This window comes from Enterobacter sp. H2G27, from assembly GCF_054403075.1.
This window is the reverse complement of record NZ_JBSVSI010000001.1, coordinates 3,208,447-3,223,879: the sequence shown is the minus strand read 5'-3', so window position 1 is coordinate 3,223,879 and position 15,433 is coordinate 3,208,447. Positions and strand designations below refer to the sequence as shown.

General features: G+C 44.7%; 15 protein-coding genes. 10 read left to right on the top strand and 5 right to left on the bottom strand.

All coding sequences use genetic code 11. From position 1 onward, the window contains the following. Window positions 1–203: 203 nt before the first annotated feature. Together ACW9E7_RS15180 and ACW9E7_RS15175 are read right to left on the bottom strand one after the other, a co-directional pair. The gene (locus ACW9E7_RS15180; protein WP_144839650.1) at window positions 204–941 is read right to left on the bottom strand and encodes an HNH endonuclease; all 738 of its coding nucleotides are present in this window, start codon (window positions 939–941) and stop codon (window positions 204–206) included. Between the two features lie 3 nt (window positions 942–944). After that, window positions 945–2,237 carry an AAA family ATPase gene (locus tag ACW9E7_RS15175; protein ID WP_144839648.1) on the bottom strand — a complete coding sequence of 431 codons (1,293 nt, stop codon included), beginning with the start codon at window positions 2,235–2,237 and terminating at the stop codon, window positions 945–947. Window positions 2,238–2,773: 536 nt separating this feature from the next. Here ACW9E7_RS15175 and ACW9E7_RS15170 point away from each other — a divergent pair. The 8 genes from ACW9E7_RS15170 (at window position 2,774) to ACW9E7_RS15135 (ending at window position 11,334) form a co-directional block, all read left to right on the top strand. Continuing rightward, window positions 2,774–2,896: a hypothetical protein gene (locus ACW9E7_RS15170; protein WP_260985654.1), complete on the top strand. Its 123-nt coding sequence runs from the start codon at window positions 2,774–2,776 to the stop codon at window positions 2,894–2,896. Between the two features lie 38 nt (window positions 2,897–2,934). Further along, window positions 2,935–4,176 (top strand): RES family NAD+ phosphorylase, encoded by a 1,242-nt coding sequence (locus tag ACW9E7_RS15165; protein ID WP_144839646.1) that lies wholly within the window; start codon window positions 2,935–2,937, stop codon window positions 4,174–4,176. A gap of 786 nt (window positions 4,177–4,962) precedes the next feature. Then, window positions 4,963–5,202, top strand: coding sequence for a hypothetical protein (locus ACW9E7_RS15160; protein WP_144839644.1), 240 nt, complete (start codon window positions 4,963–4,965; stop codon window positions 5,200–5,202). 51 nt (window positions 5,203–5,253) lie between these two features. Further along, window positions 5,254–5,544 (top strand): helix-turn-helix domain-containing protein, encoded by a 291-nt coding sequence (locus tag ACW9E7_RS15155; RefSeq protein ID WP_004104673.1) that lies wholly within the window; start codon window positions 5,254–5,256, stop codon window positions 5,542–5,544. Beyond that, a complete protein-coding gene (locus ACW9E7_RS15150) occupies window positions 5,525–6,496 on the top strand; it encodes a reverse transcriptase family protein (RefSeq protein ID WP_458728011.1) in 972 nt (323 codons plus the stop codon). Before ACW9E7_RS15155 ends, ACW9E7_RS15150 begins: the two co-directional genes overlap by 20 nt. A 40-nt stretch (window positions 6,497–6,536) precedes the next feature. Next, entirely contained in the window at window positions 6,537–7,715 is a 1,179-nt protein-coding gene (locus ACW9E7_RS15145) for a hypothetical protein (RefSeq protein ID WP_458728010.1), read from the top strand. A gap of 3 nt (window positions 7,716–7,718) precedes the next feature. Further along, window positions 7,719–10,391 (top strand): hypothetical protein, encoded by a 2,673-nt coding sequence (locus ACW9E7_RS15140; protein WP_458728009.1) that lies wholly within the window; start codon window positions 7,719–7,721, stop codon window positions 10,389–10,391. A 28-nt stretch (window positions 10,392–10,419) separates the two neighbouring features. Then, entirely contained in the window at window positions 10,420–11,334 is a 915-nt protein-coding gene (locus ACW9E7_RS15135; protein ID WP_458728008.1) for a hypothetical protein, read from the top strand. 41 nt (window positions 11,335–11,375) lie between these two features. On the opposite strand, the gene ACW9E7_RS15130 is transcribed toward ACW9E7_RS15135, so the two are convergent. The 3 genes from ACW9E7_RS15130 to ACW9E7_RS15120 all read right to left on the bottom strand — a co-directional run bounded on the left by ACW9E7_RS15130 (window position 11,376) and on the right by ACW9E7_RS15120 (window position 13,214). Beyond that, window positions 11,376–11,978, bottom strand: a complete 603-nt coding sequence (locus ACW9E7_RS15130; RefSeq protein ID WP_214577146.1) for an inovirus Gp2 family protein — start codon at window positions 11,976–11,978, stop codon at window positions 11,376–11,378. A gap of 296 nt (window positions 11,979–12,274) precedes the next feature. Beyond that, window positions 12,275–12,847, bottom strand: a complete 573-nt coding sequence (locus tag ACW9E7_RS15125) for a recombinase family protein (protein ID WP_458728007.1) — start codon at window positions 12,845–12,847, stop codon at window positions 12,275–12,277. A 154-nt stretch (window positions 12,848–13,001) separates the two neighbouring features. Then, window positions 13,002–13,214, bottom strand: coding sequence for an AlpA family phage regulatory protein (locus tag ACW9E7_RS15120; RefSeq protein ID WP_071602232.1), 213 nt, complete (start codon window positions 13,212–13,214; stop codon window positions 13,002–13,004). 124 nt (window positions 13,215–13,338) lie between these two features. Here ACW9E7_RS15120 and ACW9E7_RS15115 point away from each other — a divergent pair, with 124 nt between their 5' ends. Further along, complete coding sequence (locus tag ACW9E7_RS15115) at window positions 13,339–13,956, top strand: hypothetical protein (RefSeq protein ID WP_458728006.1); 618 nt, start codon at window positions 13,339–13,341, stop codon at window positions 13,954–13,956. A gap of 453 nt (window positions 13,957–14,409) precedes the next feature. Further along, a complete protein-coding gene (locus ACW9E7_RS15110; RefSeq protein ID WP_458728005.1) occupies window positions 14,410–15,288 on the top strand; it encodes a restriction endonuclease in 879 nt (292 codons plus the stop codon). Window positions 15,289–15,433 lie beyond the last annotated feature (145 nt).

Genomic DNA, 15,433 nt, shown 5'->3' with positions numbered 1-15,433 from the left:
ACTCACTGAGATGATATCTATCTGAAATTATTTGAAATGTATAATAGCTAGACGGAGGACATGATCAATTTTATCTTGCACTCAGTTTATACTGCTGTTGAGTGCAATTTGAAAAATGTGCATCTCATCGAGATTCTGATGGACTGCTTTGTGACAATGGCGAAACTAGCTCACAACATTCGATGTTGCTCAACGGTGACCCGCTAGATTTTACCGCCAAGGTCCATGCCATCAGGATTTGGAGCCGGAGTCAGAACGTTGCCTGAGCCCATATCGAAACAGCCACTTAATTCTGTTCCTGCAAAAGACTGAATGAAGATCAACTTCATCTCTGGAATAGTTTCAAAGACCTTCATCCAGATGCTGAAAAAACCCGTGGCTAATGCAGTTCGCTTGATACTTGTCTTTAAACCCATGCTATCGGGCTCCGCTTCAAACAAGGTCAATGCTTCATGGGCAACACCAAAAGCCTCCATTCGCTGAGCGACGCGATCCAGTGCTACCTGTTCGTCATTTGAATCAAGGTAAATCTGAACGGGCTTATCCAGTCCCACTAACCGGAGTGTATTTCTGGCCATGACTTTTTGCCGCTTAGTTAGGTGAGAGGAAAGATGAACATTTCCGTCGGCTTCATAGCGATACGCATCAAACGTGTTGTCACGATCAGGAAATATCAGCCGTCTCAGATTGACCCTGTTATCGCCTTTACAGGAATTGCAGTTCGTGCAGGCAAGCAAAAAATTAGACCATCGCTTCTCAAGTTCGGGCTTTCCCCAAAGTCCCTTCTTCGGCTCAATGTGCTCAACGGCCAGCAGAGTCGGTATCCTGCGCTCACAATAACTGCAATAGCTTCCCAACCGTCCGACTAAATCTGTTTTAGCATCTTCATATTTTGCAAAGTCTCCATGAACCGGAGAGGTGCCTTTTTTTACGGGTCTCATCCATTATTCCCCAAGTTTTGCCGCCCGCTGCATCTCCAGAAATGCCTGGAAAGCGGGATTATCCGCGTAAGGAGCCAGCGAATCGGCTAGTCTATCTTTGTACTGTTGTAATTTTTCCACGGGCGCCGTATTCGCTTCATTAAGCGTTTTCAAATATTCTGTTGCGACGCCTTTCATTTCCGCATACCTGTTACTGACCTGTGGAGTGTTAACACTCATGATGCCTGCAGCAATATCCTCTAGGGTTTTGTTCGCAAGCTGAGCAGGTGCCAGGCCATCAAGCATGATAAGTTCTTCGCTTGATCGCAGAGACTGGATCAGGAACGGTGAATGAGACGTACAAATAAATTGTAAGCTTGGAAATGTAGTGCGCAAATCTTCAATTACATGACGTTGCCATTTGGGATGGAGGTGAAGATCCAGTTCATCAATCAGCACGACGCCCTGCGTTTTTACAAGTACATCTTCCCCAAGGTGAGGATTTAATAAAGCAGCCTTTTGTGCAATATCCGCAATGAGTGCTAACACACATCGCTGGCCATCACTGAGTAAACTGAAGGGTAAAGATTCCCCCCCTTTTAATGTCAGAATTAACTCTTCTCTTTTGGGATCGTATCGAAGGTGAACTGCGTTTTCGATACAACTTACAACAGCCTGACGCACGACTGTCAGCATCGTTGAGTCTTTTCCTGCCTGATAAGCTTGCCATTCCTGACGAGCAAACCATGCGACTAATTCTTTAAGTCCTATTCGGGGATCAACGCAATGTTTATAGCCATCCAGCCTGGACGGTTTACCTGCAGAACGTGTTTGTACAGGATTAGTTCTGGAAGCTTTCGGGTCCTGCCACAAACGCATCGTTCCATAATAGCTGATCAACGGCAGTGAAATATCCGCTGTTAAATCGGCGTCACACCGCTTTGCGAGCGCGATCAACTCACTGGCATTACCGTAACGGGTATTTCCACCCTGACTGGCTTTAGAGCGTTCCCAGGTAACGTTCTCGTTCTCTACCACACCTGTAGCAGTGACAATAACAGGCCAGGACTCAGTAAACTGAGGCTCTCCCTCCTTTTCCACAAATGACAGCGTCGCATCAGAGAGTTCAATGCCCTTTTTATCATTTTTCTTTTTGAATCCGAGTAACCATGATGCGATGGCAACAGACACAGCATCCAGCAGTGCTGTTTTACCTGTAGCGTTCTGCCCTACAATCAGATTAACACTCGGGTGGAACCGAAAAGACTTCTCGTGGTAACAACGAAAGTTCTGTACAGCCAGAGTATTTATTTTCAAATGGTTGCCCTCCACTTTGAGCGAAATGCAATTATATCTTATCTGTCATTGCATTTCAGAAAGAATGCAATCTCAACGTCTGGTGAACGCTCAAAGTGGTATTGGTGATAGAGAGCACAGATTCTGTGATGTGTGCACTTCATCAAAACCTGCACACGGTAGCGAAGCGTTCACAGTCTCGCATCTGGCTCAATACGGCTGAATGAAGCTTCATGGCGAACCGGAGCAGATGGCCCGCAAGCAGCGTCAGCACCATTGTTAGCAGTAGTGCACGAGTGGGACGAACAACAATAAGTACACCCGCCACAACGGCGTCAACATCAAAATTTTAGGTACCACATCTTGAAATTGCAGTGTTGATAAGTGATAAGGCCAAATCGTTAACATCATGCGGATATTTAGCGAGAGAGATAATTGCAGTTCTGGGTGAGACACTAAGTTGACCTGTTTCCCCAGAACAACGTACTACGTTAGCAAGCCTTCATCTGTTGCAGAATAACTAGGACTCTCTCAATGCAGGTCTGCAGTGTATCCTGATGGCTGACGTATCCTTGCTGACGATGCGTGTGCAGCAACTGGACACAGGGGGCACGCTGCTGCCACAGGGGATCTCTCTGACCTGCACCCTGTTTGTCGACGCCGCCGACCGGAAATGCTGACATTTCCGACCCAACTCAAGACTTAGGAATAGTGACAGATGGTAAATCGATTAATTAAAAATATGTTCGCAGAAATGCGAGAGCATGAAATTCAGTCATCCTGTGGTTATATATGTGCTGAATGCAATCGCAGTGCCTACTACTTCAATAAAAAAAACAGTCAGCTGAATTCCGGTAAACAATGTCTGATATGTTCAGAAAGCCGGTCTGATGGCATTCTGGTGGAAGATTTCGAGTTCACCCTGAGGGGCCATCTACGTGACCACTATGCCCTTGCGGACTGTCATTCGACAGACACACTCCCGCTGAAGGACGTACTGAAACGATTTACTTATGATAATGAGGACTTCCTGGGGCTGCTTGCCGCATTACTCTGTCAGCCAGGCGATACCTTCTTCCGGGAGGGCGCTTGGTACAGAAATATCGTCGATGAGGCTTTTATAGCCACGTGCAGAGACAACGCAATCCGGGGATGGGAAGATATGGCCTATGAACTGAAGCATGTCCGGCGTTTTAGCCATTCAGGGGCATACAAATATTATACTGACCTCATTGATTCATGTTTCCACAGTGTTGAGAAGGAGCAGGAAGACTTCAACACCGCATTGACGGTCCTTCAAAAAGGAGAGGTATTGTATCGAGGGCGTATCGCTAGGGATAATGAACAAAAAATGGCTTTCCTTTCAGATCCGGTTAAGGAACTATCCGCACCGCCGAGTCACTTGGCCACCAATAGCCGCATGAGCCCTCCGGGCATCTCTTTTTTATATACCGCAGGCGACGCTGAAACCGCCATCGCAGAACTCCATCCGTTTATCAATGACATCGTTGCCATAGGGCAGTTTGTTACCACCCGAGAGCTGCGTTTTTTTGATTTTACGCTTCTGGATAATGTTTCTTACGCTGACGCCCATATTCTCGACAAGCCGGTAATGGATAAAACTTTCAAGAACAGATACTTGGTGAATACACTTCATCGCTTGATCTCAAGGCCCTTGCGCGCGAATGACATCAGTTATATTGAGACGCAGGTCTTTGCTGAACTCATTCGTTGCTACCCGCGTGAGAAATATGATGGCATCATTTTTGGTTCAACACAGAGAACTGATGGACGTAACTATGTCATTTTCGGGGAAAGTACAGTCACTGACGGCCAGAATGGAAAAAATAATAAGCATCACGTTGAGTTTAACCATGAGCAAGGCGTGAGGCTGTACTGTATAAAAGAAATGCGCGCTCAGGCAGAAGTAGTGCCGCATTCGCACCCGATTTTCTCATGAAACATGAGGCTGATGTTGCGTCCTTTCGTCATTTAAAACCTGATTTCTGCCAAGTTTGTGGCTTTTCGGCTGCGCCGAGAAATGAGATAAACGGGTATACCGGCAACATACCCATATGCCCTAAATGGCGGCCAGCTTTGGACAATAAGCTGACATTGCGGACGTGATGGCACATTCTAGTTGACAATTACATACCTATATCCCTGTTGCTTGAAGCTTCATAGGTAGTGCAGACCGAGCCAATTGAAACGGTGAGAATCTTGTCTGCGCCAGTTCAACTTGCGGTGTAAGCTAATTGAAGAAATAGCTCTGTATCAATTGCAATCAATTATAGGGAGCTGTCTATCCAACATGAAATTGTGTGTATAAGGTGTATTTAATAAGCAATTAAATTTCACTGACAGTGAAATTTAATTGCTTTTAGTCGAAGTGTATGGTCTAATCATCACAGGTCAGGCGTTCCGCCTGAGCTGTGTTCTTTAAAATGATTGTTCTCATCGTAACAGCGAAGGTCTAGCGTAATTGCCTGTTTATCAGGCCGCTCCTTCATCCGGTGTTGGAGATTTTGACGGGCAGACCAGCGTCATCGGTCAGTCTGAAGCACGTTCGTAATGATGGTGATTCGTAGCCAGTCGCGATATGCGGCTACTGGGCTAGTGCGCTATCGGAATAAACGGGGCTTCATCGTCGCGAAGACTGGTGTTGGGCTTGCGCATCGGGTTGGCTCCTTTCGGCCATCGCCTTGTTACGGGGCTTCGGCGTTTTGCCGATTCAAAGGAGAGCAATATGAAACACGATACTTTAAAGAACACCATCGCAACGCTTGAAAAGCTGCGCGATGCTCACTGCAGCCAACTCGATGCTGGCGCTCTGGCAGAGCTGGAAGATGTATTGCATCAGTTACGCATACATCGTGACAGCCCGGTAAGAAGCGGGTTCCGGTTTGACGATATCGTCTTCCGGGCACTGCGTATTATTGACGTTGTGGTTCGTCTGATCACAAACATTGATGATTGGATGAAATAATGCAGCAGAGCCAAGACGCAGCAGGCCCAATATTTATTTGCGGAGTTAATTATGAATATCGGACAGGCTATCAAGTTATGCCGAACCAGAAGGGGAATATCACAGACGGATTTAGCTCGGAAGGCAGAATGTTCTGTTTCTTATCTTTCCATGCTCGAAAACAATAAACGAGATCCGACGCTTTCAACCCTTAACAGCATTGCTTCTGCTCTCAACATTCCTGTCAGCATTATTTTCTTTATTGCAGCAGAGGCCGGTGATCTTAACGGTATTGATAAAGGACTCCAAGGAGAACTTGCGCGTACTGCGTTGGAGCTGCTTAATGATTCACACTCCGTCTGACTCGCCCTTCTATAGCAAACGACGCATCAGCAGTATGACAGCGCTATCAAAAGCGCTGAACATCTCTCCTATCGAACTCCTTAATCTAGCCAATCGTGCGGACCATATGTACCGACTCGCCAGCTCGATCACTAAGCCTGACGGAAGTACGCGCCAGACTTGGGATGCATATGCACCTCTAAAAAAAGTACAACGCAATATCAGGCGCAATATTCTTGATTACGTTGTTTATCCAGCATATTTGACAGGTAGTCTGAAAGGCTGTGATTATAAAACCAATGCAACTTTACACGCTGGTTCTTCGATTGTTATTAATGAAGATATCACGCGTTTTTTCCCGTCAACTTCAGACACAATAGTGCATAACATATGGCAACATTTCTTTGGCTTCGGTAATGAAGTAGCTGAATGTTTGACCTGGCTGACGACCCGACAAGGGGAGCTACCTCAGGGTGCCATCACTAGTTCATTTCTGGCTAACCTGGCGTTTTGGAAAGATGAACCGGCACTGCAAGCCAGTTTTCGGGCAAGAGGAATAATTTATTCCCGCTACGTTGATGATATCGCCGTCTCGTCAGTAAACTTTCTTGATAAACCGGATAAAACGAATGTGATAGCCTCGATTTATGGCATGCTTTCTAGGCACGGCTACCAGCCTAAACGAGCTAAACACGAAATCAGAACATCTGGGCAACGGATGGAAGTTACCAAGCTTTCGGTGAATTCAAAACCCGGTCTCTCTTCCGCTAAGCAAAGTCAGATACGATCGGCAGTCCATCATTTGGAGCAAGCCATTCTTAGGGGGGAAATTATCGAGTTCGATAAGGGCCCTTATGCACAAACATTGGGGCTAGTTCATTTATTGGCCAGATTCCATCCTGGCAAAGCAAAAAAACTTAAACAGCGCTTGCTTGCTCTTAAGAGTGCGGGGCGCACGAATATGTATCCATAGTGTAAGAACAATGACAGATATTTTTTACTAAGGTGAAGGCGTGGCAATCTTTGACATTGAAAAGGACGAATTACTTCGGCTCTCCGATACTCAGCTAGAAGAGCTGATAGCTCGGCTAGCGGAAGCTGAAGTGGCAATACATGGTCATAGCCCAGCATGTGTAAATTGGTCTGGTTCAATTACAGCCCCTGACGGAGGAATTGACATCCATGTTCAGATTCCAGTTGATCAGCTGAAGGCTGGCTTTCTTGTTAGGCCTGATACGGTCTTTCAGGCAAAGAAATATAAGATGCCAAAGGCTGCAATTGAGAAGGAAATGGGCATCGGCGAAGCGCTTTCACCCATCATATCTGAACAAGCCAGAAAACAAGGCAGCTACATAATTGTCAGCCTAGGTGATGATTGCTCGCCGTCAGGAAAGGCGGATCGTCTCAAAGCGATGAGGGATGCAGTAAAAGATGATCCTAATAAAAGCACTCTTCATCTTGATTTCTACGACCGTTCCAAACTCATTCAATGGTTGCGCCAATATCCATCAGTCATGCTGTGGGTAAAAGGGAAGCTTGGGCAAGGGTATTCCGGCTGGCAACCCTACGGAGCTTGGAGCAATCCGCCACAAGGTGTTACAGACACTCTAATCTCAGCCCCAGGCGTAACCATTACTTTACCGTCGGGAAGGGGACAAAAACTCAAAATTGATGAAGCAATTAGCCCAATGCGAGCACTTATCCGCTCGACGAATAAGGCGGTTCGTATTACAGGATTGTCTGGGGTTGGGAAGACTCGAATCGTTCAGGCACTCTTTGATGAATCTATTGGAACAGATGCGCTTGACCGGACAGTAGCTATTTATGTTGATACTGGCTCTGAGCCAGTACCGTCGGCGACAGCAATGCTTGATAAGCTGATCGCTGAGGACCGACGAGCAATTATGATCCTTGATAATTGCCCATCAGAACTCCATGCTTCACTTGCTAGCAAGGTATCAGCTGCAGGAAAAGAAGTAAGTCTCATCACGATCGAGTACGACATTAGGGATGACAAACCACAGACAACTGAGGTCATCCATATTGAGACAGATGGTCCAGAGGTGGCTGAGCAACTTCTTATCCGTCGCTTCCCATCTATTGGTCAGAATAATGCCCGTCGTATTGCTGAGTTCGCAGATGGGAATGCAAGAGTTGCTTTGGCTATAGCGGAGAGAGGGGAGGAAGGCTAGAGTTTGGCTCTACTTTCTGATGCGCAGTTGTTTAATCGTTTGTTTGAACAGCGTAATCAACCCGACGGTAATTTACGGGAGCAAGCTGAAATATTGTCACTGGTGTATTCATTCTCGGTATCTAGTCAAGATGCTGCTACCGATGAACTGGAAATATTAGGGGCGCTCTTTGAGTATTCCAGAACCCAGTTATTTAAAGCCGTTACGAAGTTGATGGAACGTCATATCGTTCAGAAAAGATCTCACTGGAGAGCTATCTTACCTCATGCCATTGCTAACAGATTGGCAGCATCCGCACTCGACAGTATTCCCGTTGATCAACTTAGGGCGACTTTTGAAGCTCCGGATTGTGAGCGTTTATTAATGTCTTTTTCGCATCGCTTGGGGTTGTTGCATGACCATCCTGTTGCGAAAGAAATTGTAGAAGCCTGGCTTCAGCCTGAAGGGATGTTAGGAAGAATAGCCGAGTTAAATGATATTTCGTTACGAATACTTGGGTATATCGGACCGGTTGCACCTGAAGCATTGCTCAACAGAATTGAGGCTGCCGTACTCTCATCATCTGATTTCAAAGGTATGGAGCCGGGCTACAATCCGCAGCGACGTAGTATTCTGCGTCTTTTACAATTGATGGCATACGAACCGAATGCCTTTGAGCGATGCGCCAGGCTTCTTATCCAAATGGCAGAGGACGAAGCCGATAATAATAATCTGGATTCTGCTCTAAACATGGTCCCAAGGTTTTTCCAGGCGTATCTGTCTGGTACTCATGCATCCCTGAGCCAGCGTATTGCTTTAATGAACGAATGCATTGCATCAAGCACTCTTACGCGTAGATCTTTGGGCTTCAAGATGCTGTCAACCGCCTTGGATGGCCCTCCGTGGTCAGGGTTTGGAGTTAGTGAGTTTGGAGCTCGACCAAGAGACTATGGATACGAACCCAACTATGATGAACTTGTTGAATGGCGCAGCGCCTTTATTGACGTCATTATCCAATTAGCGGCATCCGGAGATCCTGAGCTTGAAAAGCCTGCAAGATCAATCCTGGCTGACAAATTCAGGGGAATTTGGTTTCAAGAAGCAATGCGAGACAAACTCATCGATGCTGCCCGTACATTAAATGTTTTAAGTCCTTGGGGGGAAGGTTGGAAAGCCGTTCGTTCAACGGTTTATTTTGACTATACCAAGCGTAGCGATGGAGATGATGTTGAGCAGTTGCCGGATAATCTTGCTGCCTTAGAGAAGGAGTTGGAGCCCATTGCGTTAATTCCAACAATAAAGACATACGTGTTGAGTAAAAATCATGATTATTGGGCACTGGATGCGGATTTTGATCATGAGGACTCCGATAAATATACCGCAGCTGGAAAACGACTTGAAGCTAAAGCACTTCAATTGGGACAAAACTTTGCCTCATCAAATCATGTACTTGAGGAGTTAGGAGCAGATCTGTTCTCCATCGGTGGAATGCCTTATCGTGCTGGCTTTGGTCGAGGACTTGCTCGAGGGGCACATGATCTACGTATTGGCTGGCAGCGACTTGTTGAACAAATTGAAAAACAGCCAGATGCTAACAAAGACTTTGGAGTTATTGGGGGATTCATCGAAGAAGTTGACTCTGTCGATCCATCATTAGCACAGAAGTTTCTCGACCAATGTGCGCAGCATCCTGAACTGCGACAGGTATTGGTTGGCTTGCATCCTTGGGGGAAATTTACAGTAAATGATTTGGATCGCTGCATGAAGCATTTGGATGATCCAGACATTAGCCCTTTTATGTATGAGCCAATTCTCTGGCGAGACCAATACGCCAATTTACCGAGAGTCCGTTTACTTGATCTTGCTAAGCGCCTCCTAAATAAAGTTAGCGGCGACGATGTTATTTTGGATGCACTATCCATGAAGCTTCATGGTAAAGATGAATCTGCAGATACGCTCGGTGCAGACTTTCGATTAATCGGTCTCGCAGCAGCTATCCAGAGGATTCAAAACAGCGACAGAGACCAAGGGGGGGCAATCGATTATCGCATGGAACAAGTTATCCATGCTGCATTGCGTTTCGATGGTAATGACTCAAGAAAAATAGAGTGGTTGGACACCATATTCAGCGTCATTGATGAACATTATGGATATGTGTCTGGATTTCATAAAACTATAGCTACAACTGCTGCATCGATGACAGAAGCATTTCTCAATCGCATTTTTGAAGGTACTGAGGAACAGCGGCAAAGAAGACAATTCTTTATTAATCGTGGTGGCTTACGCACTTATCCCCTAGCAAAAATAAATACAAGCGTTCTAATTGCATGGTGCCGCGCCAGAAATGATCCCTTTGTTTGGCCCGTTGTAGCTGGTGGAATAAATCTTTGGTCAAAAAATGGTGAGCAGAGTGCACTGACCATACACGAAACGGCTATAGAACTTCTAGAGGCGTCACCTGAGCCACTAGCTGTACTGGAGTCTTTTGCTGAGCGCATTACTCCATCATCCTGGACTGGTAGCCTTGCGAACATAATGCAAGCTAGATCAAGGACTATCAGTACACTGAGCCAACATGAGCGTCCAGATATCGCCGAGGCTGCGAAAGTAGTTTGCGAAAAAATGAAGAAGTGGGTGGAACGTCAAAAAGAACGCGAGTTACGGGAAGATAGTGAGAGGGAACAGAAGTTTGAATGACGGTTAAAAGCCTAACAAGGAGAAAGTAATGGAGTCTGCACGTGATAAACATACCCGTGAGATTGTAGAAGCAGAGGATCTGTGGCTACTTGATAGCGTTGATACTGAAGGTTACGTGTGCTGGGGGTGTGGTATAACCATGCATCCTGCTGCATGGGAAAAAGATAAAAAAGTCAGAGCCTATTTTAAAAAGAAACGCCATATTCAGCATCATCCAGAATGTGATGCTGATGCTGAAAGCACAGTAATTCGCCAAGGCCAGAAGGCCAGTGTCCGCAACATACTGGACAGTGCTCCGGGGTTAATGCCCTCGGGGCTAAAGTTGATCGAAAAACGCCCAGTTGTTGAATCAAGTTTCTCTGGTGATGAAAGTAAATCCAGTTCGACACGTTCAGCATCCTCACAATCTGGTGAAGGTAATTCACCCGAACGACAATCCCGGCGTCAAGTGAATGCTATTCGCAATATTTGCCGTGCCTTCATCCGTTTCCCGCATGACCGGGGAATGTCGCTTAACGTTCCCGGAATCAGTGGTCAAATCTACATGACGGCATTTAAAAAGCTCCGGAATGAGGTTCAACCTTACCCTGAGCCGAAGATCTTTTATGCATCACTGCTCTGGAATAAATTTACTGAAAATGATGAAAACCTAATCATTCCGCTGTCTGGTGAATGGGGAAAAGATGAGGAAGGTAAACCTAAACCTACCCGAAGCTACCAGATCTACATCGAATGGGCTAGCTGGTCTAAAGCCAAGCGTACCGTGGTTCGTAAAGAGCTGGAAGCAGCTCGCACAGAGGCTATCGAAGCTAAAGGTAAAGGGCTGAAAGATAAAGCTTGGATCTTTTTTATCGGCGAGCAAAATGCAGAAAATCCGGAGATCTTTTACGTTAGCGATTATCGACTCATCTGCGCGATTGTAGGGCACATCACTTATCCCTGATGTGAAAAAGGCCTTCCCTAAACAGGAAGGCCACATTGAAATTAAAGATCGATTTGGTAAGAACCGAAATTACGATATCCTTCACCAAAAATCTTGGTCTCTATTTTAGCGAGATAATCAAGGCGGTTCAGCAGCTCCTGATAGTGGCATTGGAAGTCTGGATGATTAGAGTTTAGTACATAACGGCAGTTCTCTGGAAAATGCACCAAGCCTCGATAATCGTCCAGATGTAGGCCCATCGCGCTATACCAAGATCCGGTGATCATTGCTCTTAGCGTATTTTCTTGCTCATAATCCCCGAGATGGTAATAGGCATCTTTGTTAAACAGCAGGCAAAGGTGGTAATGGCATTTACCCGATAATGAAAATTCTCTCGCCCATATAATAATTACTGTTCCTCGGTGTACACGTTTCCCTTCTCGCTCTTTTCTCTGAATATCGGCTATGAGCTTAGCCTCCATTGATTTGCACATACGGCTAATTTCACCAGGTTTCAGGTTATGAAAGCAGCAAATGTTATCACCGTTGTCAACTATCCCCGGAAAATGAGTATCAACTCTGAATGCAACAACTCTTTGGTGCCTGTTCGTAATCAAATTCAATGATTGATTGATTATTGATCGGTAAAGTTCAACATAACTCATATCAGAATTCCTATGTGGTTAGTCCTACGGTCTTTAAAGACCATATTAATGATTGCCACACAGATAAGACTGTACATTGTCTTTGATTCAGATATATTCAGGCATCAGAGCATCGTATCCCCATACTGTTGTGATCTGATAATTACTTGATTAATAATACTGCTCTTAGATGACTATTAGTCATAGCTAAGAGTAGATTGCCATTATAATACCTTTCCAACATCTAAATTTTAGACAAAGACAGTCCTGGCCTGTGGTGGCTATATTAAAGTTACTCTCTAATTAGCTTGTTTTTGCTAAGTAATAAATGTTTTTTTCCAGTGGCGTTTGACTGTTGAAATACTGATTCCTAGAGTTTTAGCTGTTTGTATCTGTGTATGTCCTTTTAGCTTAAGTTTTAATATTTCCATCTTATATTTACTTCCCTTTTTTCTTCCTAACGCTTTTTTCATTGTCCGATGCCGACTCCTTGTTGACTTAAGATTATGAATGTCGACTTTTTTTTGGACTGTTATCAGAAATGACATGCAGCATTCAATTGCTGGCTCAATTCTAGTGCGAGGATGGTAACAGTAGACATTTATCTCCTTTCGAAAAAATAAAAATAAAGCCTCCTCTATGTCCTCAACATTTCTTCCCAGACAGCTTAAATCAGTAATTACAATGGTGTCACCACGGTTCATTTTTGTATTAATGAGCTCCTTTAAAAGCCGTTGTTCTGAAAATGGTCGTTTAATGTCAACAATTTCAATAACAATATTCTCTGAGTCTACATGGAAAAAATCGCATATTTCTTGAAAAACAGTATGCTCTCTAACTCCTTTTGCTCCAGCAGAGTCAACACAAGCGAAGTAAGCAAAAAATTTCATTGATTTGAATCCGGTATCATTAATTATTTTTTGACACGTCAGACGCCTCTGGCTTTGAGGGCGCAAAAAAGCATTTGATGACAATTGGCATCCTCACAGTGTTATCAGTCTAAGACCAAAAATTTAATGGCCTTTACTTGCAATTCATTAAGACTCAGTAACCCACTTGACTACGGAGTAAAAGCCACTCGTCTAACTCAGCTTCCAGCCAGCCGATAGATTGCTTACCCAGTCGACGCTGTTTGGGAAACGATGCATCGTAGCGCGAAGATTTTGGATTGAGCCAATCATAGATGGTGGAGCGGCTTATGCCCATTTTGCTGACGACGTCGGTTAAACGAAGGATTCTGACGTTGGATGTGTTCATGTTAAGTTACCTTGCATTAGTTCAGTTTGGTTGTGTAAGAGTATGATCAAAGGATTTTGCAAAAAATCCGGGTAGCAAAAAGACATTTTTTACAAGACTTAACTTGTTGATATATGGTGGATTAATGTTTTCTGTATCTGAAATTTGTGAAGAAATTAGCCAGAAAAGAAAGGAAGTCTCTGAGGAGATGTCACACTGCAAGTGGGAGAGATATGCTGAAATACTTGATGAAAGCTACTCGGTAATGCAAGAAGAACTAGCCAGAATGAGAGAACAGTACTGGAAATCTGCAAAAGTGGGTACGCGTGTAAGGTTGTACTCAGAACCTCATCTTCGGGATTATCAAAGTCACACTGTTAATGGGATGTTACAGCTCAAAGAGGAGTACACAGAATTATATGATCCTGTACAGGAGTGCTGGCGAGACTTACAGAGTCGTATTTATCGGGAGACTTTTTTTCCATTAATTATCGAGCCCATCAGAATTGATGACATATTTTTTGCGCATCTTTTTAATGCTTCAATGTTGTATCAATGGGGGCAGTCGGTAGCATCGGAAAATGAATGCATCGCGCTAAGGGCATTAAATACCTCTTTTAGTCTATTTGATAAGTGTATCGGAATGGTTTGGTTCAAGGTTTACATTGATAAACAATCAGAACTATCAGGCGTTAGAGTTAAGGCTGGAAAGAAGGGGGGGAGAAGAAAACAGAGGTATACATTGTTATTCAGAGGAAATTAGTAGACCTTATAAATGAACTTGCACCACAAGGTGGTTGGAAAAGTAAAGCTGCGGCAGTGAATGACCTTATTGACCCCTTATGGGAATATGTTGAAGAATCAGATTTTGTGATTAACAATCAAAGTAAAAAATACCGATTAGCAAATGCAAGCCAAGATGCATTAGCGGATACTATTCTAAAAAATTGGTCACGAAACGTTGAGAGTGTCAGACTAGCATTCGATTCTCATGTACACAGAAAAAAATAATCACCTCGTAGCTGAAGCTCTGCTTTGTAATTTAGATAAAGTGAATTAGCTCAAACTTGACTGGCACTGTTGCTGCACAGGGCTTAACCTAAACTGACAGTCCGCTCAGTGCCAATAGCGGAACACGCTAATGCTGGTGTACAGGTGCTGACTCATTTCCTCCTCCACTTTCATCCCGTTATACTGTGAAAAAAAGGAGGTAGGTGTGAAACTGAAAATGCAGGATTTGAGGCTGTTTAATCTCGTGTTTGAGAGCGATCCTGGCTGGATACTTGATTTCTCTAACCGCACCTTGTCTGCTTTTTTTGATGAAGAACTGAACATTGATATTGATGATAAACGTTATCAGGAAGAGGGGACATCAAAAGCCAAACGAGTTAGATGCTTGCTGAAACAGACTGATCGTGAGACCGCTCTGCGGGTTCTTGGCGCTCTCTGGCAGTATAAAACAGAATCCATGCCTGAACAGGCTGAACAAAGCCGTAATGACTATCTTGCACTGATTTCCCGCTTAGAAAACGCTGACACCAATGAAGCCAAAGGCGTAAAGCCTGTCCAGGCATGGCATGGTGTTGACTGGCCTTCACTTATCGCTGAAATGAACGAGATGAAATCTCTGCCGCCACAACTACGTGGTTTTCGGTTTGAAACTTGGCTTGCTGAACTGTTCAGTATCTTTAAGCTTGCTCCCCGTTCGTCTTTCCGAAATACAGGCGAACAGATTGACGGAAGTTTCCGACTGAATGATGAATTTTACCTGATGGAGGCAAAATGGCATCAGAAAAGAACGTCGGCTGCCGATCTCCATGTATTTGAAGGAAAGCTCAGTACCAAGGCAACTTGGACACGCGGCATTTTTATCAGTTGGATGGGATTTACGCCTGAAGGTCTGACGGCTTTTGGTAAAGGGAAGCGGGTTATCTGTGTCAGTGGTTATGATCTTTACCACTCATTGAGTCATGGGATCCCTTTGCCCGACCTTCTGGACGCTAAAACCCGGCACGCCGCTGAAACGGGAGAGCCCTATGCTGAGTTCGACCGACTATATGCACTGAAGAACAAACAGTTCGGCACGCTGAAATAATGGGTTGGAAAGCGGTGACTTCTCCCCGTTTCACACAGAATGCTGTTAGTAATGTCCGCATATCGCTCAATGAAAACCTGGCAGCGCTATAGGCGGTCCGCTCCGTATTTTGTTTCGCGAGTTATATTTTTCGCGGTTGCGTATT